Raw genomic sequence first — 23,202 nt, 5'->3', positions numbered from 1 at the left:
GTTTCCTTTTTTTAATGATATTTATTGTTGCTCACTGATATGGGCAAAGGCTTTTTCCGCCGCTGCAATAGTTCGATCAATGTCTTCATCTGTATGCTTTGTAGATAGGAACATTCCTTCATACTGCGACGGTGGCAAAGAAATCCCTTCATCTAGCATGAATTTAAAGTACGTAGCAAACATATCTAAGTCAGATGTTGCTGCCTTTTCATAGTTCGTAACCTTCTCATTAGTAAAGAAGAAACCAACCATGGAACCAGCTTGACTTACGTGATGAGGAATGTTGTACTTTGCAGCGGCACTTCCTAACCCGTCTGCCAAACGTTTCCCCAGACGATCAAACTCTTCATAACTAGCTGGAGTCAACTGACTTAATGTTTCATAGCCTGCCGTCATGGCCAACGGGTTACCAGATAAAGTTCCCGCCTGATAGATAGGACCAGCAGGGGCAATTTGTTCCATAATCTCCCGTTTACCACCATAGGCACCAACTGGAAGACCACCGCCAATCACTTTTCCTAAGCAAGTTAAATCAGGAGTAATTCCAAATCTTCCTTGGGCACATTCGTAGCCTACACGGAAGCCAGTCATAACTTCATCAAAGATCATTAGTGTTCCATTATCTTCTGTGATTTTACGTACCCCTTCTAAGAAGCCAGGCTCAGGAAGAACAACTCCCATATTTCCAGCTACTGGCTCAAGGATAACAGCAGCAATATCATCACCAAATTGATCAAAGGCCAATTGCAAGCTCTCTAAATCATTGTAAGGGACAGTCAACGTATTTTTTGCAACAGATTCTGGTACACCTGGGCTGTCCGGTAAACCTAATGTAGCTACACCAGACCCCGCCTTAATCAACAACGAATCTCCATGGCCATGATAGCAGCCTTCAAACTTCACAATTTTATTTCGCCCTGTATAGCCCCTTGCTAGACGTAATGCACTCATCGTAGCTTCCGTACCGGAGTTAACCATTCGTACCACTTCTATGGAAGGTACACGCTCGATCACCAATTCAGCCATTTTTGTTTCCAACTCACTTGGAGCACCGAAGCTTGTACCCTTTTCCGTAGTAGTCTTCAGTGCTTCTACCACTTGATCATCCGCATGTCCAAGGACTAATGGCCCCCAAGAAAGTACATAATCGATATACTCATTACCATCAATATCCCAAATATGCGACCCTTTACCTTTTTCCATATAAACAGGATCCATCTTCACTGATTTAAATGCTCTTACAGGGCTGTTAACTCCCCCTGGCATTACTTCCTTTGCTCGTCCAAAAGCTTCAACGGATTTACTTCTATTCATCACAAAAATCCACCCTTCTGTAATAGCATTATCCTAAGTTCAAACTAGTTATCTTCTTCTAACCATTTCACTACATCTTTTGCAAAATACGTTAGAATTAAATCTGCTCCAGCACGCTTCATGCTTACTAACTTCTCTAAAACAACTGATTTTTCATCAATCCAACCGTTTAGTGCAGCTCCTTTAATCATGGAATATTCTCCACTAACATTGTAAGCAACAACAGGCAATGTGAAGTTATTCTTTACATCGCGAATGATATCTAAGTAAGAAAGGGCAGGTTTCACTATAAGAAAATCCGCTCCCTCCATCACATCTGATTCGGCTTCACGCATTGCCTCCATACGATTGGCTGGATCCATCTGATACGTTTTGCGGTCACCAAATTTAGGAGAACTGTGGGCAGCATCACGGAATGGCCCATAGAAAGCCGAGGCATATTTTACAGCATAGCTCATTATTGGAATGTTATGATAGCCTGCTTCGTCTAACCCATGACGAATAGCGGCAACAAATCCATCCATCATATTGGATGGTGCAATAATATCAGCACCAGCTTCCCCTTGGGAAACAGCTGTTTTTACAAGAAGCTCCAACGTTTCATCATTAAGAACCTCTCCATTTTCAATGACACCGCAATGACCATGGTCCGTAAACTGGCATAAACAAGTATCAGCAATAACAGTAAGCTCAGGATGATTTCTCTTGATTTGACGAATGGCACGCTGCACAATTCCTTCCTTTGCATAGGCCGATGTACCACAGTCATCCTTCTCTGCAGGAATACCGAAGACGATAATAGAAGGAATCCCTAAACGAACAACCTCCTCCACTTCACCATCTAATCGATCTAATGACCATTGGTATACTCCTGGCATAGATGGAATTTCATTCTTAATATTAGAACCTTCTTTTACAAAAATCGGATAAATTAAATCCTCTTTATGTAAATGGGTTTCCCTAACCATTTTACGAATTCCATGGGTTCTTCTTAATCGTCGGTGACGACCAAACTCATTTAAAGACATATGTACAATCCTCCTTATTTATCTTCAACTCTATTCATTTCCTTTTCCCTACCTGCCTAACAACAATTTCATGAACTAACCCTTCTATCGTGTATTCTTCAGGTTCTATCATTTTATCAATCCCAGCATCCCTTAAAGCCTTTGCCGTAATGGAACCTATCACTGCAAATTGCAGCTTCTGGACAGATTTCTCTAAGATCCTTTTCTCTACTTGCTGAAAAAAAGATTGTACTGTTGATGGACTAGTGAAAATGATTAAATCTATCTGTTCCTTTTCTAACAAATCATTTAATTGATCCTTTTTGGAAAAATTCAATTGTGTCTCATAGACAATGGGATTATCTATTTCGATATTAGCTTTTTTCAATTCCTTCGTCAAAATATCACGGGAAAGATGACTTCTTGGAAAAAGAACTCGTTCATTTTCTTTCAAAACCTTTAAAAGGCTGGCACTTAAATGCTCCCCATCGAAGATTTCAGGAACAAGCTGTATGGAAAAACCTTTTTCCTCGATAACCTTTTTCGTTTTCGATCCTACAGCAGCAATTTTTAAATGCTCTAAGGTACTCTTACCTAAACCCAATTCCCTCAATGTGTCAAAAAAGAAAATGACACTGTTTGCACTTGTAAAAACAATCCAATGATAGTTATGTAAGGAATGAATTGCTTCATAAACGGGCTGTATGGATCTCGTTCTTTCCATGGAAATAAGGGGAACCTCTATAACCGTTCCCCCGTAATTCTCTAGTTTTTGTGTTAGGGAAGAAGCTTGATGTTCCGCCCTGGTATTTAATATTTGAAGTCCTTGGAGAGGTCCATTCATCGTGTACTTCTCCTTATTGATCTAACTGTTCCTTTACTTTCTCTAATACCTCACGAGCACCGTCGTTAAGCATCTTATCAGCTACTTCTTTACCGATTGCTACTGGATCTTCTCCTACAATTGTCTCTTTAAAAATGGTTTTTCCATCAGGAGATCCTACTAACGCCGTTAATGAAATTTGACCATCTTCTTGTAAAGTAGCATATCCTGCTATAGGAACCTGGCAGCCCCCTTCTACCGTATGAAGGAAGGAACGTTCTGCAGCAACGGTTCTTTCTGTTTCTGGATCATTAAGCTTCCCTAATAAATGAAGAATTTCCTTATCATCTGCTCGGCACTCAATTCCTAATGCCCCTTGACCAACAGCTGGTAAGCATAGTTCAGGTTCTAAGAACTCCGTAACGATTTCCTTCGTTCTACCTACCCTCTCTAAACCAGCAGCAGCTAATATAATAGCATCAAAGCCTTCCTCACGACATTTTCTTAAGCGAGTTTCAATGTTACCTCGAATCCATTTAATTTCAAGGTCAGGTCGTTTTGCCAAAACTTGCGCGGACCTTCTTAAACTGCTCGTCCCAACAATAGATCCCGGTGGTAATTCCATTAAAGTCTGTCCGCTGTTAGAAATAAAGGCGTCCCTAGGATCAACCCTCTTAGGAACAGCTCCAACTGTCAAGCCTTCTGCAATAACAGCAGGTAAATCCTTTAAACTATGAACAGCCATGTCAATTTCACCATCGTACATGGCCTTTTCTATTTCCTTAACAAATAGACCTTTTCCCCCTACCTTAGATAGGGTTACATCTAAAATTTGGTCTCCCTTTGTAACTATTTCTTTAATTTCGAATTCATAGCCAGTATCTAAGGCCTTTAACTGATCAATAACCCACCTTGTTTGAGTCATAGCTAAATTACTTTTTCGTGAACCTACGATGATTTTTCTCATGTTTACCTCCAATGTAAGCCTTTATGTTAGTAATTTTTATTATAAATACTCTGTTAAACTTTGATGTTGATTTTCGCTACAGGTTACTCCAATTACGCCTAAAGGCAGCCCACGTCCAGCGTCTGCGATTACTCGACGCAAACTACTCGAGGAAGCGTCTCAGGCCCCGCTTGTGGGCAACGGCGTAATGTCACCGTCCTGGTTCCGCGGGTAACGCTTCAGCCTCCTCGTTCCTGCGGGGTCTTCAGCAGTTGCTTTTCGAGGCCACTGAAAAAGGACGTTTTTTCCCTTTTTCAGTGGTCTCTTACTTTTCCCGCAGGAGTCTCGTACCTTCCGCTTCAATCAACGTGTTTTAAAAGTTAACACTGTCCTTTAAAAGAGCCATTATTAACAATTCATTCCCGCTCATTTCACTTCACCATATATGAAAGTTGGAAAAGGAGCTGGATAGAAAATAGTTAATTAGTAAAACAAGAAATGCTGCGATGTTTAATAAGGCTAAGCTGTAGCCTCTTCTCTTTTTAACAGTCCACTGGAACAAATAAAATCCGTAAACAAAAAGGACGACAAATGAGCTTAGGACTTTTAAATCAAACCAAGGAATCATATGAAACTTTAACCATGCCCAGACAACCCCTAAAATAATACCTAATAGCATTAAAGGAAAGGCGATGAGGGTAAAACTAAAGGAGTATTTTTCTAATTTTGATAAATTGCCAATTCTCCCCATCCTTTTATTCCATTTCTTCCGCTTTAACATATGATGCTGAAGAAAATAGAGTATCGAATAGGAAAATGACAATGTAAACAAAGCATACGACAGTAATAACAACGTCACATGAATGACAAGGAGCTCTGTTATCATCAACTCTGCTAATTGGGGAGAAACATCTCCAGCAGGGGCAAAGACGCTAATGGTTAAAATGGAAAAGCCAATAACGTTTACAAGTAAAACCAAAAAATCCACTCGATAAAATCGACTTATATATAAGGAAAAGCTCACAATTATCCAAGAATAAAGGAACATCCCTTCAAATATTGTCATGAGCGGAAGCCTGTTGTATTCAATTGTTCTAATAATAATAAATGATAGCTGGAACACCCAAACAATAGAAAGCAACCAGAAGGCGATTCTTTTAACCTTCTGGCTGTTTTGAATGAAATCAATAAAATATCCTAAAACGCTTAAGGCGTATAAAATAATAATGGATACATACAAAATGTTTAAAAGCATTTCGGAATCCCCTCTCTAAATAGAGCGGGCAACAGCTTCTTTCGTACTAGCAAGTTTTGCCTTTTGCTTTTCTAATTTCCATAATCTCTCAGCTGTATTAATTCGAATTTCACAGGATGGAAGCTGTTCTTGCTCTTGCAATTGCTCTTCTAAAGCAAATACCTTAGTCACAAAGCTTAATAATTCTGCAGAGTTCTCCCCTTCTGGAAGCTCTTTAACTGCCGAGATTGGATCCTTTAAGAGCTGATTAACAATGCTCTTCATATGCTTACGGATAACCTTCTTTTCCCGTTCAGAAAGATTAGAGAGCTTTCTCTCAAGGCTTTTCATCGTTTCCGCTTGCACGGACATGGCTTTATTTCGTAATGCAGAAATTACCGGCACTACTCCCAAGGTATCTAACCAATGACTAAATTCAATCAGCTCTTCTTCTATCATTAATTCAATCTTTTGAGCTTCTCTCTTACGTTCTTCTATATTAGCTGCCACAATTCCTTGTAAATCATCGATATCGTATAAATAAACATTTTCAATTTCAGCTAGTGCAGGATCTAAATCCCTTGGCACTGCAATGTCCACTAGGAACAATGGTCTTCCTTTTCGTTGTTTAGCTAATTTCTCCACAGCATCCTTCGTAACAACATAATCACGGGATCCCGTTGAACTTATTAGAATATCAGCTGTTAGCAAAGAGTGTTCCATTTCATCCATCGCTTTTGCCTTTCCATGGAACTTCCCAGCTAATTCCTCTGCCCTTTCCTTTGTACGGTTCATGACAGTAATATCATTCACACCGTTAGAAAATAAGTGTTTTGCAGTCAGTTCACTCATTTTACCTGCACCAAGAATTAGAACCTTCTTATCTATATAATCACCGAAGATTTTCTTACCAAGCTCCACTGCTGCATAGCTTACAGACACTGCATTTTCACCGATAGAAGTTTCTGAATGAGCTCGTTTCCCTAAAGTTACTGCTTGTTTAAACAAATAATTAAAGATTGTTCCAGTAGTTCCTTGCTCTTGTGCCTTTAATAAACTATCCCTTACTTGACCTAGAATTTGAGTTTCTCCTAAAATCATGGAGTCCAATCCACAGGCTACCCGGAATAGATGTTCAATAACATGCTCATCTTCCCGAATATCTAAATAACGGGAGAAATCATTTATTGGAATCTTAAACCATTCAGATAAGAATAACTTTGTATAGTAACGTCCAGTGTGCAGCTGATCAGCTACGACATAGATTTCTGTACGGTTACACGTAGAAACGATAACACATTCCAGAATGCTCTTTGATTGGCGAAGCTTTAACAACGCACTATCCAAATCCTCTTGAAAGCTAAATTTCTCTCGAATTTCTACTGGAGTTGTTTTATAATTCAAACTGACGACTAGGATGTGCATGCTTTCACCTCCGTACCTTTTGCGCTAATTTTCGAAGTTCTCTATAGTAGAAATAGGATTTTTCCATTTCAAAAGTTTAAAAATCACTTGAACTCGTCTTAAATTATAACATCTTTAAAGTGTTTTTCATAAACAAAGCTTTGAAGATTATGTGAAACTTTCCTCAGTAATTTATGGATATGTATGTACAACTTTCACTTTATTTCATTATTATCCCCAAATAGGAAAAGTTTACAAATGAGGCACACACTAAAATATCACAGAAAGGAATTTATTATGAAAAAAAATAGTGTTTTACCTGGTATTATATTAATTCTTGTAGGGCTTTATTTTCTTCTTCAACAATATAGTATCTCTATCCCTTTTACAGATACTATCTTAACCTGGCCAATGATATTAATAGCCATCGGGGTGGTTCAAGCATACCAAGGCTTCTCTAACCGTGATGACAACAAGATGTTCTCCGGGATGGTTCTCCTAGGCTTAGGTGTATTTTTTCATGGGGCCCATACTGCAAACCTATGGGGATACCATTGGGGATACTTTACCCTCATCGTTAGTATTGCCTTTTTTATGAAGCATTTTGTTAATAAAAGGGAAGGTATTGTACCGGGAATGATCCTTTTATTACTAACAGGCTTTGCCCTATATTCCCATCAACTTGTCTCATGGCTGCAAAAACTATTTTCAGGTTTCGAAAGATTTTGGCCAATACTTCTCATCGGTATAGGCATATACTTATTGTTTTTCAGAAAGAAATAGGAAATACATATAAAAGCACAGCGTTAAAAATAGTACACGCTGTGCTTTATTATATAAAAAAACAAACATGATTTCAAAACAGTTACCTTTATTCAGAATATTAAATCCTTTGGTGATCATTCGCAAAAACAGCTTTTAGCTAAAAAGGAGGTTCTCCATTTCTTTCCAGGCTTTATCTTTCCCTAAACCTGTTTCTGATGAAAAGACGACCACCTTATCGTCTTTATCCATCTCTAAGTGTTCCTTGATTTCTTTAACATGCTTATCCCATTTTCCACGAGGGATTTTATCGGCTTTTGTTGCGATGATTAAAACACGGCAATTATGGTATTTTAACCAATCGTACATCATCACATCATCTTCTGTTGGTTTGTGACGAATATCAATAAGTTGAACAACTCCCTTTAGTTGTTCACGTTCTTGAAAGTAAACCTCCATTACCTTGCCCCATGCTTCCCGTTCCTTTTTAGAAACTTTCGCATAGCCATAGCCTGGTACATCCACAAAGTGAAATCGTTCATTAATAAAATAAAAGTTTAATGTCTGTGTTTTCCCAGGCCGTTGGGAGATCCTTGCTAACCCTTTACGACCAAGTACCGTATTGATAAAGGATGATTTTCCTACGTTAGAACGGCCAGACAGAGCCACTTCTGGGAAGGGCCCTGTTGGAAATTGATGCGGTTTTGCTGCACTGATTATTATTTCTGCACTGTTAATTTTCATATTATTTCCCCACTAATGCTTCCTTTAATACTTCATCTAAATGTGATACAGGAATAAATTTTAAATCTTTTCGAACACTTTCTGGAATATCTTCCAAGTCTTTTTCGTTATCCTTTGGCATGATAATATGGGTTAAGCCTGCCCTATGGGCACTCATGGATTTTTCCTTTAAACCACCTATCGGTAATACGCGGCCACGCAAGGTGATTTCTCCCGTCATACCAACTTCCTTACGAACTGCACGGCCTGTTAATGCAGAGATTAGCGCCGTTGCCATTGTAATACCTGCAGAAGGTCCATCCTTCGGAACCGCCCCTTCTGGTACATGGATATGAATATCATTTTTCTCATGAAATTCAGGATCAATGTTGAGCTCCTCTGATTTTGATCGGATATAGCTGAATGCTGCTTGAGCAGACTCTTTCATGACATCGCCCAATTTACCTGTTAATGTTAGCTTACCCTTTCCAGGAGAAAGTGATACTTCTATCGTTAACGTATCTCCACCAGCTGTGGTATACGCCAGTCCTGTTGCAGCACCGATTTGATCCTCCAGTTCTGCTTTACCGTACCTGAACTTTGGCTTTCCTAATAAATCTTCGATTGTTTTTTCCGTTACTACAACTTTTTTCTTATCACCTGAAACAATGATCTTCGCTGCTTTACGGCAAATGGTGGCCATTTGACGTTCTAGACTTCGGACACCTGCTTCCCTTGTGTAATAACGAACTACCTTGAGAAGAGCATCTTCCTTCACCTGAAGTTTCCCTTTCGTTAAGCCGTGCTCTTTTACTTGTTTCGGTAATAGATATTCTTGAGCAATATTTAGTTTTTCCACTTCCGTATAACCGGCAATATGAATAATCTCCATTCGGTCCATTAACGGTGCAGGTATGGCCCCAATATTGTTCGCCGTCATGATAAACATAACTTTAGATAAATCATAAGGCTCTTCAATGTAATGATCACTAAAGCTGTTGTTTTGCTCTGGATCAAGGACTTCCAACATTGCTGCAGATGGATCTCCACGGAAATCACTTGCCATTTTATCTATTTCATCCAATAGGAAAACAGGGTTTCTGGTTCCTGCTTTTTTCATTCCTTGAATAATTCTACCTGGCATTGCTCCCACATAAGTTCTGCGGTGTCCACGGATTTCCGCTTCATCCCGCACACCACCTAATGAAATACGTACAAAATTTCTATCCAATGATCGGGCAATGGACCTTGCCAATGAGGTTTTACCTACCCCAGGAGGTCCCGCTAAGCATAAAATAGGCCCCTTTAATTCTCGAGTAAGCTGCTGAACGGCCAAATATTCCAATACTCGCTCTTTAACTTTTTCTAAGCCATAATGATCTTCATCTAGAATTTTCTCAGATCGATGTATATCAAGCTGGTCTACCGTTTCTTTTTTCCAAGGAATTTGTACGAGCCATTCTACATAATTTCGAATAACAGAACCTTCTGCAGAGCTTGCGGACATTTTTTCATAACGGGCTAATTCTTTTAAAGCTTTCTCCTCCACAGATTCCGGCATGTCTGCTTCTGCAATTTTCTTCCTAAGCTCCTCTAATTCTCCTTCTTTTCCCTCTTTATCTCCAAGCTCTTTTTGAATTGCTTTCATTTGTTCCCTTAAGTAATATTCCTTCTGCGTTTTTTCCATGGACTTCTTTACACGTTGACCAATTTTCTTTTCGAGCCCTAGTACTTCTTTTTCATTACTTAAGATTTGTAAAATTTTTGTCAATCGATCTTTTACGGAAATTGTTTCTAGTACCTCTTGCTTCTGTACTATCTTTAATGGAAGATGAGAAGATATAATATCTGCTAAGCGTCCAGGTTCAATAATGTCAGAAACGGAAGCAAAAGTTTCTTGAGATACTTTCTTAGATAAATGAATATATTGTTCGAACTGATCTAACACATTTCTCATTAACGCTTGTTCTTCAACCGTTGGTTCTTGGCGTTCTTCGATTAATTCTACTCCCACTTCGAAGTATTCTTCTTTATCTGTGAAGGTTTGTACCTTCCCCCGTTGAATCCCTTCTACTAGAACTCGAATAGTACGATTAGGAAGCTTAAGCATTTGATTAACCTTTGCCAGAGTTCCTACCGCATAAATATCTTCTTCTTCTGGCTCATCGATCGCAATTTCCTTTTGTGTCGCAAGAAAAATTTCTTTTTCCTCAACCATTGCACGTTCTAAGGCTTGAACAGACTTATCACGTCCAACATCTAAATGGAGTACCATTGTTGGATAAACAAGTAATCCCCTCAATGGTAATAAAGGGAGTTTTTTTACCTTTTTTTCACCCATATGTACACACCTCCACCTTTCCCTTACCTCTCTATAGTAAAAATAGACGTCATTTTGGAAAATAACGCCAGTGAAATCATGAAGTCTTGTTCAATTTTATCCTATTGAACATCATTTTGTCTAACAAATACAGCGTTTCATCATTATTCAATTTTTTGAGTCTTATTAAAAAGTTGTTTTTAAAAGTATATTGTTTTAAAAGTATATTGTTTTAAGGAGAATATAATGTGACTTGGATACGCTACAGGCGGATCAATTACGCCTAAAGGTAGCCCACGTCCTGGTTCCCCGATGGCAACGCTTCATTTCTTAGACAAGAAGAGAGAGGTCTAAATAATTAGACCCCTGATTGTCCTAGTGCAAAAGAAGCTGCTGCTGGAAGGGTACTGCTTTCTTCTTCTTTTTCCTCTTCCTTCGCTTCATTTACTAATGCTAACCGGAAAACCTCCTCTAAAGTTTCAACAGGGTGAATACGTATCCCTTCATATTCTTGAAGAATGGTTTGGAAATTACCTGTTGGTATAATCACATCTGTCGCTCCAGCATGTTTTGCAGCTTCTACTTTCGCTACAACTCCTCCAATAGGCTTAACATGTCCATGTATTCCTAGCTCGCCTGTCATAGCAACAGAATGGGAAACTGGGATTTTGTGAATAGCTGAATAAATTGCCGTCGCAATAGAAATACCTGCAGAAGGTCCATCTACAGGAACTCCTCCTGGAAAATTCACATGTATGTCATAATCAAATGTATTTTCTCCCATGTTCCTAAGTACGGTCAACACATTTTCAACTGAGCCTTTCGCCATACTTTTTCTTTTCACAGAACGGGTATGGTTTCCAGTACTTTCTTCCTCTGCAATCCCTGTAATATTTATTGTTCCTTTTCCCTTATTTTCAATAACTGTAACTTCAATATCAAGTAATGCACCCATGTTTGGTCCAAAAACTCCGAGTCCATTTACAAATCCAACTTTATCTTCTTTATGAACTTGTTTCTCCGGTCGCGGTGCCCGTTGACTTGAATGGATAACCCACTCTACATCTCTTGTGAATATTTTATCTCTATTTTCACTAGTTGCCATACCCGCAGCCAGTTGAATAATGTTTACTGCCTCACGGCCATTCGTAGCATATTTAGCTGTTAACTCGAATACACCATCTTCAACAGCTAAAGCAATTTTATCAGCCGCTTTTTTAGCTACTTGTTGAATTTCTGAAGGTGTTAATGGTCTAAAATATACTTCCATACAACGTGAACGAATGGCTGGAGGAATTTCATCAGGCTGTCTTGTAGTTGCACTAATTAACCTAAAATCTGCCGGCAATCCGTTTTTAAAAATATCATGAATATGGTCCGGTATTTGATTATTTTCTTCACTATAGTAAGCACTTTCTAAAAAAACCTTTCTATCTTCCAACACTTTAAGGAGCTTATTTAACTGAATGGAATGAAGTTCCCCGATTTCATCTATAAACAAAATACCACCATGAGCTTTAGTAACGGCACCATGCTTAGGTTGTGGGATTCCCGCTTGCCCCATGGCACCTGCTCCTTGGTAAATAGGATCATGCACAGAACCGATTAACGGATCGGCAATACCTCGTTCATCAAAACGAGCCGTTGCCCCGTCCACTTCCACAAAAACAGATTTGTGTTGAAATGGAGAATGGGGGTTTCTCTTTGCTTCTTCTAGGACAAGTCTCGCTGCTGCCGTTTTACCAACACCTGGAGGTCCATATATAATGACATGCTGTGGGTTTGGACCACACAGGGCAGCCTTTAATGAACGAATCCCGTCCTTCTGTCCAATAATATCATCAAAAGATTTAGGTCGGATTTTCTCTGATAAAGGTTCACTTAACCTCATTGCACGCATTCTTCTTAACTGCTCTAATTCCTTTTTGGATTCTTTATCTACGGATACTTTTTGCGTTCGCTGATTTTTAAGCAAGTTCCAAAAATAAAGGCCTATAACAACCCCAAAAAATAGTTGGATGAAAAAGGCCATGCCTGTCAGATTCATCATATAACCTCCCTGACTAATTTTTCTTTGTGATGATTAGTATTTCCTGAACAGGCAAGGATAATCTCCAAATAACAAGGAGGCAATATTTGTCATAGAGGTAGAAGGAGAAGATGCTTTTCCCTTCTCCTTCCACCTCAGCAATGAGCGAAACAGACGTACTCTTTTTCAAAGCCCCTATGAGTGCCCTTCTCATAGGGGCGTATTTGATGCCGTAGAAGAGGGGGGAGTGGGTGAAAATTGTGGACAGATTGGATTTCGTGCAGTGGAATAAGGTTCGATTGCACGACTTCGGACATTATCAATGTTTTCGTGCTGTGGAACAAGCTTCGAGTGCATGAAAATGAAAATAGTAATAATAATCGTGCGTTAGCAGAAGCCATTACCATTATGACATACACATAAAAATAGCCTTCGACAATTAAGTCGAAGGCTACTGTATTAAGCACTTTCCTTTGGCTCTTCCTTTTGTTCGATTACTTCACCATCTTTTGATTTCAATACTGGTTGCTTAAGGTCCCGTACTGTTTCCTCAGTAATTACACAAGATGCGATATCTTCTCTTGATGGTAACTCATACATCACATCCAGCATAATACCTTCAATGATGGAACGAAGACCACGTGCTCCTGTTTTACGTTCAATTGCTTGTTTTGCCACTTCCCGAAGGGCCTCGTCAGTAAATTCCAGCTCCACTTCATCAAGTTCAAGAAGCTTCTGATATTGCTTTACTAAAGCATTTTTTGGCTTCGTTAAAATCTCAACAAGTGCGTCTTCATCTAATGGCTGAAGACTTGAAATTACAGGTAAACGTCCAATGAATTCAGGAATTAAGCCGTATCTTAGTAAATCCTCTGGCAGAATTTTTGATAAGTATTGACCTTCCTTTAGATCCTCTTGGTTTGTATCTGAACCGAAACCAATTACCTTTTTCCCTAAACGGCGCTTGATAATTTGCTCGATTCCATCAAATGCACCACCAACAATGAAAAGGACATTCGTTGTATCAATTTGGATAAATTCTTGATGAGGGTGCTTTCTTCCACCTTGAGGTGGTACACTTGCTGTTGTTCCTTCAAGAATTTTCAATAATGCTTGCTGAACACCTTCACCTGACACGTCTCGAGTGATAGAAGGGTTTTCTGATTTACGAGCTACCTTATCGATTTCATCGATATAGATGATACCACGTTCAGCTTTCTCCACGTCATAATCAGCAGCTTGAATTAGCTTTAGAAGGATGTTTTCCACATCTTCCCCTACATATCCTGCCTCTGTTAAAGATGTAGCATCAGCGATAGCAAAAGGTACATTTAAGATTCTTGCTAATGTTTGTGCTAAAAGTGTTTTACCGCTCCCTGTAGGACCGATTAAACAAATATTACTTTTTGAAAGCTCTACTTCGTCATTTTTCTGTGTAGAGTTAACACGTTTATAGTGGTTATAAACAGCAACGGATAACGTTTTCTTAGCTCTGTCCTGACCTATTACATAATCATTGAGAATTTCTCGAATTTCTTGTGGTTTTGGGATATCCTCCATTTCCACTTCTTCTTCGTTCCCTAATTCTTCCTCAACAATTTCTGTACATAATTCAATACATTCATCACATATATAAACGCCAGGTCCGGCAACAAGCTTTCTCACTTGGTCTTGAGTTTTACCACAGAAGGAACATTTAAGCTGGCCTTTTTCTTCATTAAATTTAAACATACCATTCACCCCTTACAATAAAATTAAGAATTGACAACACATATTTATCGAGATGGAATGCTCCAGGTTATTTTTTATTCTTTTAACATTGTACGTTGGTGTTCCATTTTTTAATCATAACTATGTGTGCTTAATAAAAGAGTGATCACTTCCATCCTTTTGAATCGCTTAAGAACCAGAAGAGTATAAATCCTCCTTTACTATTATTTCAATTTTACCACAAATACACCAAATACCTGAAATATAAACCCTTCCACGACAAAATGGTTGTTCGTCTCTACGTCAAATATGTTACACAAGAATATATCACGTAAAGGATACTGTCAATCACTTTGATTTATTGGACACAAAAGAGTCTTTAATTATTAGGCTACCTTGAAAATAGATATCATTCGCAACGGTCCACTCCATGCAGACTAATAATTTTCATTGTCCATAATGCTATTTACTCATCAAAATGATTGTGCTTTTATTACGTTTACAACATTGAGCTTTTAAATACCTCTTTTTATGTATAAAGAAAATTCTCCAAAATGTGCGAAACTTAGTTATGTATAAGGCAAGGCATAATTAACTTATGCCTTGCCTTCCTTTGTTATACGGATTATTCAGAAGCTGCCGCTGTTTTACTATTTTCTACAAGAAAGTCAATAGCCTTTCTTACCTTCAAATCACCTTTAAGGGCATCTGCTCCACCTTGCATCGCAAGGATTTGTTTAATTTCTTCAGCAGAACGTTGATATGTTTCTGCCATTAAGTTGATTTCCTTATCCACATCTTCTTCAGATACTTCAAGGTTTTCCGCTTCAGCAATTGCTTCTAATGTAAGATTCATGCGGACACGCTTTTCTGCATCGTCATGGAATTGTGCTTTCATTCCCTCTTCGTCTGTTTGAGAGAATTGATAGTACATGTCTAAAGACATACCTTGTGTTTGCAGACGTTGTCCAAATTCTTGCAGCATACGATCAGTTTCGGTTGTAATCATTGCTTCAGGAATATCGATCTCTGCATTTTCTGCCGCTTTTTCTACTAATGCGTCACGTTTTTGTGCATCTGCTTGCTGCTTTTTAGCAGTTTCTAATTTTTCACGAAGATCTGCCTTTAATTGATCTAAAGATTCTACTTCTTCGTTTACATCTTTAGCAAATTCATCATCTAACTCAGGAAGTTCCTTACGTTTGATGTCATGAATTTTCACTTTAAATACTGCAGGCTTTCCAGCTAATTCTTCAGAGTGGTATTCTTCAGGAAATTCTACATTCACTTCTTTTTCTTCGCCAGCTTTTGCACCAACTAACTGGTCTTCAAAACCAGGAATGAATTGGCCTGAACCGATTTCAAGAGAATAGTTCTCTGCTTTACCACCTTCGAAAGCTTCGCCATCAACAAAACCTTCAAAGTCCATAACAACAGTATCGCCATTTTGAACTTCTCCATCTTCTACAACAACTAAGTCAGCTTGACGCTCTTGAAGTTGCTTTAATTCAGCATCAACATCTTCATCTGTAACCGTTACGTCTTGTTCTTCTACTTCGAGACCTTTGTAATCCCCGAGTTTTACTTCAGGCTTAACTGTTACAGTTGCTTTAAAGATTAAGTTCTTTCCTTTTTCCATTTGCTCAATGTCAATATCCGGTCGATCAACAGGTTCAATTCCAGATTCTTCTATAGCTTCAGAATAAGCTTGTGGAAGTAAGATATCTAATGCATCTTGGTAAAGTGATTCTACACCAAAACGTTGTTCAAACATTTTGCGAGGAATCTTCCCTTTACGGAATCCAGGTACATTCACCTTCTTTACTACCTTTTTAAATGCTTCATCTAAAGCTGTATCCACTCGTCCACTGTCTACTTCAACAGTAAGAACGCCGGAGTTACCTTCTGTTTTTTCCCATTTTGCAGTCATGTATACTTTCCCTCCAACAATAAAAAAATAATTCTTTTGTACATGCTCTTTTTTTACAACCCTTACATTATAACATACGGTGATTGGTTTTCAACGAATTTCCTACTATGTACGTTCACTCTGAATTAACATTAAATCTGCTTCAATGCTTTTCATATGTTCTACTGCTTTTATAACTTCCTCTTTATCCACACCATATCTACTCGTTACTTCATTTAAGTCTTGTTCTACCCCCATCAAGGTGAATCCTAAGCTATGTAATGCAGCTGCCCAAACGGTTTTATCTGATGGTGTTGGAGACTTGGGATACAGTGCAAATAAATAGTGCCACCAAACCTGCTGTACAATTTCAAATAATGAGGGACTTTCTTGTCCTAGTTCAGCGTCTAACTTTGTTAATACACTGGTGCCGAATTGTTCATGAAAAACATCTTCTAAATTTCCTATGTTTACATTAAAAGACTTCCCAAACTTATGTACTTCAATAGTATCTTCCACATTCATTTCCTTTAACATTTGAAGCAAATAACTTTTTAAAACAGGGTTATTATTTTCACCTTTCATGAAAGTCCGACAGGTATTAAGGACATCTTCTTTTTTCATCTGACTAATTTTTTGGATTGCTCCCCATTGTTGGTCTGGCTTTCCCTGCTCTAATAAGTTTATCCATTCTTCTGTGTTTCCAATACCCTCAAAATTATCTTCTGTAAAATCTTCCAATTCTGCTTTCCCATTGGGTGATGTCATTTGTCTTGAAAATTCTAATAACTGATAAAAGGATTCTGCCATTTTCGGAGGAAGTTTTTCCTCTGAAATAACTGTTTCCAAGAGCATTTCCACCTGCTCATAATCTCCAAGTTGTACCAATAAGGATACATACACTTGAAGAACTTCATAATATTGTCCAATCCCTTCCCTCAGCATCGATTCACAATGTCTTTTTGCCTCATCTAAACGATTTAATTCAATATTTGTAATAACGAGACCATACCGTGCTTGTGGATGGGTCGGTTCCATCTCTGTAGATTGTTGAAAATAACGAAGAGCGTCATAGTATTTCTTTTCCTTTAACGAAGCCATGCCCTTTTCTACAAGCCTTGTCACAAGGCCTGGAAAAAGAATAATATTGTCCTCATGACCATTTGCTTGCTTCCCCATTTGAGCAACCACCTTTATGTTCTAAAGATATCCTTCCATTCAGTTTACCAATACAGTGAGTGAAAGACAAATTATCTTATCTAAATAGTTACCTATTTTTCCATGATATATGTTAAAAATTATAACTTTGTGTGCTCAAAAAATATTTTTGTGAGCCTGTTTGTTTAAATGAAAATTTGTTAATGACTAATAATACTTGCCTTACCAGCTTCTTAAAAGAAAGGTGATTCTCTGTGTTTATTATGTTACTAGCAGCAATAAGCAGCTCCTTCCTATATATTTATAGAAAATTCAGCCCCCATTCACGACCACCTTTTACAACCGTAAAAAAGAATGAGAGGCACCTTCTACCCACTGATGAACGGAAAGTTTATGATTATTTAACTAATGAAGGTTATTATGTTAGCTGTCGTTTTAAATATGGAAATGTAGTTATTCCATTAGCATTAATTCCATTTAGATATGCTATTTACCCTAAAGGAAACCTGTTAAAGTGTCTTGTAATCCAATTTTATTTATCTATGATGGGGTGGAAAGTTATATTTATTCCAGCTAAAAATAAGGAGACTGAAACTACGGGAGCGTTTGATGAGGAATTGAAAAAAATTGTGTTAATGTTAGAAAAGGTTGTTGTATCAAACAAAGGACAAGGGGCATGAAATGAAAGAAAAGCATATTAAAATGACCGTACATTGGAACACATAAAAAACACACTTATAAGCTTTAAGTAAAAAACTTACTCGTGTGTTTTTATGTAATAATATTATTCTGAAGGACGATTTGGACCTTCTAGCTTTTTATCCCCGTATCCAGGTGCCGTTTCTTCCTCTTGGCGTTTATTAGGTGTTCTACCTTTTTGAATTGCTTTATTCGTTGTGTTTTTTTGGTGGTTCATATCAGGCATTAACTTTACCTCCTCTTTAATAAATTCAATCTCATTTCCTCTTCATAATATGGCTTAAAACCAATCTTAATATGTAATGAATAAGTAAAGAGAAGGTAAAATTGAACAAAAAAAAGCCTTTTACATTCATTGTAAGAGGCTTTAATTAATTATGTAATGGCGTCCCAGGAGAGATTCGAACTCCCGACCGACGGCTTAGAAGGCCGTTGCTCTATCCAGCTGAGCTACTGGGACTTAAAATGGAGCGGGTGATGAGAATCGAACTCACGACATCAGCTTGGAAGGCTGAGGTTTTACCACTAAACTACACCCGCATATTATTTTATCCAAATATTATTAATCATTCTTAACTTGAACCTTACATGTCTCTTCCTCTACTAGCTTCGCTTTGTAGTGTATCCGTCGAGACAACTTGCTGCTTACTCGAGGATGTATTGCTCGTGGCTGAGGTTTTACCACTAAACTACACCCGCACAAAAATTTTTTATTTGTTTTATAAAAAATCAATCAGCAATAATTATTTTAACAAAACTTCTTGTCGATGTCAAGACAATCTTAAAATTTTATTTAATAGAGGATTGATTAATTAACAGCGACATGTATTAATATAATACAATCCTCTAGCTGATGTCAACTATTTCTTCAAAAAAGTTTTACTTAAATTATCTTGCTTTTTTCCATCTAAAGAATAGAAGGATACTTCAATATTCCCGTCATTCTCTTCCACAATTACATAGGTACCAACACTAACTTGTCGCGGTAACCGCATGCTTCCTGGATTAATAATAATAATTCCTTGTTCTTCAAATGCGACTGGTACGTGTGTGTGACCGAAGCAGACAATATCCGCTCCCACTTCCTGCCCTTTGTATACAAGATTCATGGCAGTCATTTTAACATTTAATAAATGACCGTGGGCTGCAAAAAATGTAACCCCCTTCACCTCTTCGACTACTTCTTCAGGAAAATCTGCATCAAAATCACAGTTCCCCCTAACGGTAGAAACATTTTTTAATAGATCAGACTCTCCAAACAACTCAGAGTCACCACAATGAAAAATTGCATCCACTTCATTTTGATGACGATCAATTACATCAGCCACTTCTTGTTCCCAACCATGGCTGTCACTCATTATTAACGCTCGCATAACTGTGCCTCCAAGTACCTAAATGCTAAATCTACTTTCTTTAACAATAACAGTAAATATTTTAAAGCCAGCTATCCCAATTTTCTTCTAATAGCTTTAATGCATTGGCCCTATGACTGATTTTATTTTTCTCTTCCCGCTCCAACTGAGCCATTGTTTTATTCCATTCAGGGAGATAGAAAATTGGGTCATAACCAAACCCATTCATACCAACTGGCTCCTTCCCAATCACCCCCTCACAGGTCCCCCTCACTGTTTTTGTTTCTTTTCCAGGAATATAGACAGCTAATACACATACGAATCTTGCACTTCTTTTACAATCAGGAACTCCCTCTAGCTCTTCTAATATCTTTGTCATATTAGCCTGATCATCTTTTCCCGTACCTGCATATCTTGCTGAATATATTCCAGGTCGACCATTTAAAGCATCTACTTCCAAACCCGAATCATCTGCAATAACAACTTGGCCTATGGCTTGACCAATTTCCTCTGCCTTTTTCATTGCGTTTTCTTCAAAGGTATCCCCGTCTTCCACTACATCTATTGATGACTCTAAATCATGTAATGATTTTACTTTAATTCCCTTACTATCAAAAAAGGCAGCAAACTCCCTTACTTTTCCACTATTACTTGTGGCAATAAATAATTGGTCTATGTTCATACGGTAGAGTCATCCTCATTCCCTGCCGTAACTGCTACACTAGGAGAAGTAGAGATATTTTTAGCAACTTCCCCTAGGGCTTGCTTTTGTAATTCGAACAACTCAAAAATCCCTTTTTCCGCTAAATCAATCATCTCGTTAAATTGCTTTCTAGAAAATGTAGCTTCTTCTCCAGTTCCTTGCACTTCAACAAATTCTCCGTCACCGGTCATGATGATATTCATATCTACCTGTGCCTTAGAATCTTCAATATAATTTAAGTCAAGAATAGCTCCTTCATCCTCATCAACACCTACAGAAACGGCTGCTAAGTAATTTTTTATAGGAAATTTCGTAATCCCCTTACCCTCCATTAACTTACCAAATGCCAATACCATAGCAACGAAGGCTCCTGTAATCGATGCGGTTCTCGTACCACCGTCCGCCTGAATAACATCACAGTCAATCCAAACGGTTCTTTCACCAATGACATCAAGGTCTACAACAGATCGAAGGGCACGTCCGATTAATCGTTGAATTTCCATTGTTCTACCTGAAACTTTACCTTTAGATGATTCTCGAATGTTCCTTTGCTCCGTTGCCCTCGGCAACATGGAGTACTCTGCTGTAATCCATCCCTTACCTTGCCCTCTCATAAAGGGAGGAACTCGATCCTCTACACTTGCAGTACAAATAACCTTTGTATCTCCAAAGGAAATGAGGACGGAACCTTCAGGATGTTTTATGTAATTCGTTTGAATATCAATTTTCCTAAGTTCATTATTAGCTCTACCATCATGACGCATATCATTCACTCCTAGTTGTATAATTAATTCTATGTAAAAATTTGTTAAGCACTCTAGTAGGATTATTACCCGAAACAATTGTAGCATTCCCTATTCCATTTATGTTCTTTCACTTTGCTCGACATTTAGGAAATTTTATCAATAAAAAAGAGTAGCCTTAAAAGCTACTCTTTTATGATAATTCTTTATTAATAGGATTTCAAATAGTCTCTATTAGTATTCCCCAGTATTTACTGTACTAGGGCGTGTTACAGGCTCTGTTAAGGTTTCCCCTGTACTTACTTCAATAGCCCCTTCAGATTCCACTTGTAAAGCAACACTTTGTACTTCTTGATGTTCTGTAAGGGATAGTACTAACATATTAAGTACTTCTTCTGATACTGCCGTACCTTCCAATGTACTTAAGAGTACTTCATTAAAGTTTAAGGTTAACGTTCCATCGGCGGCCAATTCCGGTGCATCTAATAGCTCAACACCGTTGTGAATACTTGTTAATAGTGGAGACATGAAATGAGGTCCTTTTACTAACTCACTTACTACAGCCTCATACAAATCCATTTGTTGTGGTACACGTCTAGTAACAGGTACATAATAAGTTTGGTTATCCACCTGCGATAAGAAATATACTACCACTGGTTTTGTATTTACTAAGTCCACTTCATCGCTCATCTCTAAATTAATTCCATGAGCACGGGTGTATCCTGAAGAAATTGGTGTACCATTTTGCGGCATCATTTCTAGGTCTTCTCCGTTAAGCTGAAGCTTAATTCTATCAACATTGTCCAACTGAGTAACACTCCAAGTTAAAGCTTGCAGAACCTGAAGCTCTAAATCAGGGTGATATTGTGAAAATTGATCAGAGAAGTTTAAGGTAGCTACTCCATCCGATACTGTTGCATCTAGAACTTCAGTACCAGAAGGAAGTACCGCTTGAAAACCATTCGGTAAAATTTCCGTTATTGGACCACCTTGAATTAAGTATTCTACTGTTCTTGCTACCTCATTATCACCTTTTGGTATGTTAAAGCTTTGAGGTGCAACAAGTCCATTTCGATCTAATAAATAAAGCTCTTGCATTGCAGTTTCATTTACAGGGCCACCCTTTTCAGCCACTTCTTCTTCACCATCAGCCTGACCATCTCCATCCATGTCAGTAATGGCGTCTCCAATTTCACCATCTTCCATTCCTTCAAAATCAAATTCTCCATCTGCATCAATAAATTCTATTTCCTGTGGTGGATCTATTTCTTCTAGTACATCTTGGTCTACTGGATCCGATCCACATGCCGTGAGTGTAATAGCTGCAGTAATTGCAAGCCCCCACGCGAATTTCATTTTTAGGCGACGCATAATAATATTCCCCTCCTTGACAGTTTGTACTATCATGTATACGAGCTATAATTCAATTTAGACCAACAGAATCGTACAACCTTAATAAAAATTACTCAGTATAAAAAAAGAAACCTCCTTTTTAGAAGGTTCCTGGTAATTTAACGCCAATTGTATTTACGCTTTAATATTGGGCTCAATTTAGCATGCTGTAAGTCAATTTTTTTTACATCGAGGTCATCTAAAGATAACCATTGTTTTGCAATTTGCTCAAACATATCACTTGAACCAGTGGAGTAAAACAAATGGGAAGGTTCCCTGTCTCCAGTAAATAATAGCTCCTGGTGATAAAGCAAGGCACTCACTTCTCTGGCTGTTTCATCACCAGAACATATTATTTCCACATGGTCCCCAGCTATTTCTTGAATAAGTGGTGCAATGAGGGGATAGTGGGTGCAACCTAAAATTAAACTGTCAATGTTTGTAGCTAATATTGGTGCAAGTGATTCTTCCACTGTTTTCTTAGCCTCTTCACCTGTAAACATTCCTCGCTCCACTAATGGAACAAGTTTTGGACAAGCAAGGCTTTCTACTCTAACTGTATCCTTTATCATCGTTAGTTCACGATAATATGCTCCGCTATTAATTGTACCCTCTGTACCTATTACACCAACATTGTCATTCTTGGTTGATTTCAAAGCTGCAATCGCCCCTGGATGAATAACCCCTATGACAGGTATGGATAATTGTTGTTTTGCTTCCTCCAGTACTACAGCGGTAGCCGTATTACATGCAATGACAAGTAATTTAATGTCGTGAAAAAGTAAATAATTAATCATTTCCCAAGTAAAGGTTTTTACTTCTTCCACAGACCTTGGTCCATAAGGGCAACGTGCAGTATCACCAATATAGATGATTTCTTCCTTCGGCAGCTGACGGATTAATTCAGAAACAACAGTAAGACCTCCTACCCCTGAATCAATCACTCCAATTGGTCTATCCAATTTCGCACGTCC

The 23,202-nt window shown here is 38.2% G+C and carries 20 protein-coding genes and 2 tRNA genes; 2 read left to right on the top strand and 20 right to left on the bottom strand.

What is annotated here, in order from left to right; genetic code table 11:
• Positions 1-21 precede the first annotated feature (21 nt).
• The 6 genes from hemL to hemA form a co-directional block, all read right to left on the bottom strand.
• The gene (gene hemL / locus J2S74_RS19070) at positions 22-1,314 is read right to left on the bottom strand and encodes a glutamate-1-semialdehyde 2,1-aminomutase (RefSeq protein ID WP_307328691.1); all 1,293 of its coding nucleotides are present in this window, start codon (positions 1,312-1,314) and stop codon (positions 22-24) included.
• 44 nt (positions 1,315-1,358) lie between these two features.
• On the bottom strand, positions 1,359-2,342 hold the full coding sequence (gene hemB / locus J2S74_RS19065; protein ID WP_307328689.1) for a porphobilinogen synthase: 984 nt from the start codon (positions 2,340-2,342) through the stop codon (positions 1,359-1,361).
• A 34-nt stretch (positions 2,343-2,376) separates the two neighbouring features.
• Positions 2,377-3,165 carry a uroporphyrinogen-III synthase gene (locus tag J2S74_RS19060; RefSeq protein ID WP_307328687.1) on the bottom strand — a complete coding sequence of 263 codons (789 nt, stop codon included), beginning with the start codon at positions 3,163-3,165 and terminating at the stop codon, positions 2,377-2,379.
• 13 nt (positions 3,166-3,178) lie between these two features.
• A complete protein-coding gene (hemC, locus tag J2S74_RS19055) occupies positions 3,179-4,111 on the bottom strand; it encodes a hydroxymethylbilane synthase (protein WP_307328685.1) in 933 nt (310 codons plus the stop codon).
• Between the two features lie 415 nt (positions 4,112-4,526).
• Positions 4,527-5,345: a cytochrome C assembly family protein gene (locus tag J2S74_RS19050; RefSeq protein ID WP_307328683.1), complete on the bottom strand. Its 819-nt coding sequence runs from the start codon at positions 5,343-5,345 to the stop codon at positions 4,527-4,529.
• A gap of 15 nt (positions 5,346-5,360) precedes the next feature.
• Positions 5,361-6,749 (bottom strand): glutamyl-tRNA reductase, encoded by a 1,389-nt coding sequence (gene hemA, locus J2S74_RS19045; RefSeq protein ID WP_307328680.1) that lies wholly within the window; start codon positions 6,747-6,749, stop codon positions 5,361-5,363.
• Positions 6,750-7,025: 276 nt separating this feature from the next.
• On the opposite strand from hemA, the gene J2S74_RS19040 reads away from it, so the two are divergent.
• The gene (locus tag J2S74_RS19040; protein WP_307328677.1) at positions 7,026-7,511 is read left to right on the top strand and encodes a LiaI-LiaF-like domain-containing protein; all 486 of its coding nucleotides are present in this window, start codon (positions 7,026-7,028) and stop codon (positions 7,509-7,511) included.
• Positions 7,512-7,646: 135 nt separating this feature from the next.
• Here J2S74_RS19040 and yihA read toward each other — a convergent pair whose 3' ends face one another.
• From yihA to J2S74_RS19010, 6 genes are all read right to left on the bottom strand, one after another.
• Positions 7,647-8,234, bottom strand: coding sequence for a ribosome biogenesis GTP-binding protein YihA/YsxC (yihA, locus tag J2S74_RS19035; RefSeq protein ID WP_307328674.1), 588 nt, complete (start codon positions 8,232-8,234; stop codon positions 7,647-7,649).
• A gap of 1 nt (position 8,235) precedes the next feature.
• Positions 8,236-10,554, bottom strand: coding sequence for an endopeptidase La (lon, locus tag J2S74_RS19030; protein ID WP_307328672.1), 2,319 nt, complete (start codon positions 10,552-10,554; stop codon positions 8,236-8,238).
• 337 nt (positions 10,555-10,891) lie between these two features.
• Positions 10,892-12,580, bottom strand: a complete 1,689-nt coding sequence (lonB, locus tag J2S74_RS19025; protein ID WP_307328669.1) for an ATP-dependent protease LonB — start codon at positions 12,578-12,580, stop codon at positions 10,892-10,894.
• Positions 12,581-13,021: 441 nt separating this feature from the next.
• The gene (gene clpX / locus J2S74_RS19020; RefSeq protein ID WP_307328667.1) at positions 13,022-14,293 is read right to left on the bottom strand and encodes an ATP-dependent protease ATP-binding subunit ClpX; all 1,272 of its coding nucleotides are present in this window, start codon (positions 14,291-14,293) and stop codon (positions 13,022-13,024) included.
• Positions 14,294-14,897: 604 nt separating this feature from the next.
• On the bottom strand, positions 14,898-16,202 hold the full coding sequence (tig, locus tag J2S74_RS19015) for a trigger factor (RefSeq protein ID WP_307328663.1): 1,305 nt from the start codon (positions 16,200-16,202) through the stop codon (positions 14,898-14,900).
• Positions 16,203-16,307: 105 nt separating this feature from the next.
• Complete coding sequence (locus J2S74_RS19010) at positions 16,308-17,360, bottom strand: tetratricopeptide repeat protein (protein WP_307328661.1); 1,053 nt, start codon at positions 17,358-17,360, stop codon at positions 16,308-16,310.
• 233 nt (positions 17,361-17,593) lie between these two features.
• On the opposite strand from J2S74_RS19010, the gene J2S74_RS19005 reads away from it, so the two are divergent.
• A complete protein-coding gene (locus tag J2S74_RS19005) occupies positions 17,594-18,019 on the top strand; it encodes a hypothetical protein (protein ID WP_307328658.1) in 426 nt (141 codons plus the stop codon).
• A 104-nt stretch (positions 18,020-18,123) separates the two neighbouring features.
• On the opposite strand, the gene J2S74_RS19000 is transcribed toward J2S74_RS19005, so the two are convergent.
• The 8 genes from J2S74_RS19000 to racE all read right to left on the bottom strand — a co-directional run bounded on the left by J2S74_RS19000 (position 18,124) and on the right by racE (position 23,190).
• A complete protein-coding gene (locus J2S74_RS19000) occupies positions 18,124-18,264 on the bottom strand; it encodes a hypothetical protein (RefSeq protein WP_307328910.1) in 141 nt (46 codons plus the stop codon).
• Between the two features lie 157 nt (positions 18,265-18,421).
• Positions 18,422-18,498 (bottom strand) — tRNA-Arg (locus J2S74_RS18995).
• 6 nt (positions 18,499-18,504) lie between these two features.
• Positions 18,505-18,578: transfer RNA gene (locus J2S74_RS18990), tRNA-Gly, on the bottom strand.
• 320 nt (positions 18,579-18,898) lie between these two features.
• Positions 18,899-19,411, bottom strand: a complete 513-nt coding sequence (locus J2S74_RS18985) for a metallophosphoesterase family protein (protein WP_307328655.1) — start codon at positions 19,409-19,411, stop codon at positions 18,899-18,901.
• 61 nt (positions 19,412-19,472) lie between these two features.
• Positions 19,473-20,066: an XTP/dITP diphosphatase gene (locus tag J2S74_RS18980; RefSeq protein WP_307328906.1), complete on the bottom strand. Its 594-nt coding sequence runs from the start codon at positions 20,064-20,066 to the stop codon at positions 19,473-19,475.
• A 2-nt stretch (positions 20,067-20,068) separates the two neighbouring features.
• On the bottom strand, positions 20,069-20,857 hold the full coding sequence (rph, locus tag J2S74_RS18975; protein WP_307328650.1) for a ribonuclease PH: 789 nt from the start codon (positions 20,855-20,857) through the stop codon (positions 20,069-20,071).
• 213 nt (positions 20,858-21,070) lie between these two features.
• Entirely contained in the window at positions 21,071-22,207 is a 1,137-nt protein-coding gene (locus J2S74_RS18970; RefSeq protein ID WP_307328647.1) for a GerMN domain-containing protein, read from the bottom strand.
• Positions 22,208-22,347: 140 nt separating this feature from the next.
• Positions 22,348-23,190 (bottom strand): glutamate racemase, encoded by an 843-nt coding sequence (gene racE / locus J2S74_RS18965; RefSeq protein WP_307328645.1) that lies wholly within the window; start codon positions 23,188-23,190, stop codon positions 22,348-22,350.
• Positions 23,191-23,202: the final 12 nt, after the last annotated feature.

This window comes from Evansella vedderi (genome assembly GCF_030813435.1).
Classification (GTDB): domain Bacteria; phylum Bacillota; class Bacilli; order Bacillales; family Salisediminibacteriaceae; genus Evansella; species Evansella vedderi.
The sequence above is the reverse complement of the archived record's forward strand: the minus strand, read 5'-3'. Positions and strand labels throughout refer to the sequence as shown.

What these genes read in the sequence shown, in the direction of transcription:
- J2S74_RS19000 (WP_307328910.1), bottom strand. Translation starts at nt 18,264, where the DNA reads ATGCCTGATATGAACCACCAAAAAAACACAACGAATAAAGCAATTCAA.
- J2S74_RS19050 (WP_307328683.1), bottom strand. Translation starts at nt 5,345, where the DNA reads ATGCTTTTAAACATTTTGTATGTATCCATTATTATTTTATACGCCTTA.
- lon (WP_307328672.1), bottom strand. Translation starts at nt 10,554, where the DNA reads ATGGGTGAAAAAAAGGTAAAAAAACTCCCTTTATTACCATTGAGGGGA.
- rph (WP_307328650.1), bottom strand. Translation starts at nt 20,857, where the DNA reads ATGCGTCATGATGGTAGAGCTAATAATGAACTTAGGAAAATTGATATT.
- yihA (WP_307328674.1), bottom strand. Translation starts at nt 8,234, where the DNA reads ATGAAAATTAACAGTGCAGAAATAATAATCAGTGCAGCAAAACCGCAT.
- hemB (WP_307328689.1), bottom strand. Translation starts at nt 2,342, where the DNA reads ATGTCTTTAAATGAGTTTGGTCGTCACCGACGATTAAGAAGAACCCAT.
- clpX (WP_307328667.1), bottom strand. Translation starts at nt 14,293, where the DNA reads ATGTTTAAATTTAATGAAGAAAAAGGCCAGCTTAAATGTTCCTTCTGT.
- hemC (WP_307328685.1), bottom strand. Translation starts at nt 4,111, where the DNA reads ATGAGAAAAATCATCGTAGGTTCACGAAAAAGTAATTTAGCTATGACT.
- J2S74_RS18970 (WP_307328647.1), bottom strand. Translation starts at nt 22,207, where the DNA reads ATGCGTCGCCTAAAAATGAAATTCGCGTGGGGGCTTGCAATTACTGCA.
- J2S74_RS18985 (WP_307328655.1), bottom strand. Translation starts at nt 19,411, where the DNA reads ATGCGAGCGTTAATAATGAGTGACAGCCATGGTTGGGAACAAGAAGTG.
- J2S74_RS19010 (WP_307328661.1), bottom strand. Translation starts at nt 17,360, where the DNA reads ATGGGGAAGCAAGCAAATGGTCATGAGGACAATATTATTCTTTTTCCA.
- hemL (WP_307328691.1), bottom strand. Translation starts at nt 1,314, where the DNA reads ATGAATAGAAGTAAATCCGTTGAAGCTTTTGGACGAGCAAAGGAAGTA.
- lonB (WP_307328669.1), bottom strand. Translation starts at nt 12,580, where the DNA reads ATGAATCTGACAGGCATGGCCTTTTTCATCCAACTATTTTTTGGGGTT.
- tig (WP_307328663.1), bottom strand. Translation starts at nt 16,202, where the DNA reads ATGACTGCAAAATGGGAAAAAACAGAAGGTAACTCCGGCGTTCTTACT.
- J2S74_RS19040 (WP_307328677.1), top strand. Translation starts at nt 7,026, where the DNA reads ATGAAAAAAAATAGTGTTTTACCTGGTATTATATTAATTCTTGTAGGG.
- J2S74_RS19060 (WP_307328687.1), bottom strand. Translation starts at nt 3,165, where the DNA reads ATGAATGGACCTCTCCAAGGACTTCAAATATTAAATACCAGGGCGGAA.
- hemA (WP_307328680.1), bottom strand. Translation starts at nt 6,749, where the DNA reads ATGCACATCCTAGTCGTCAGTTTGAATTATAAAACAACTCCAGTAGAA.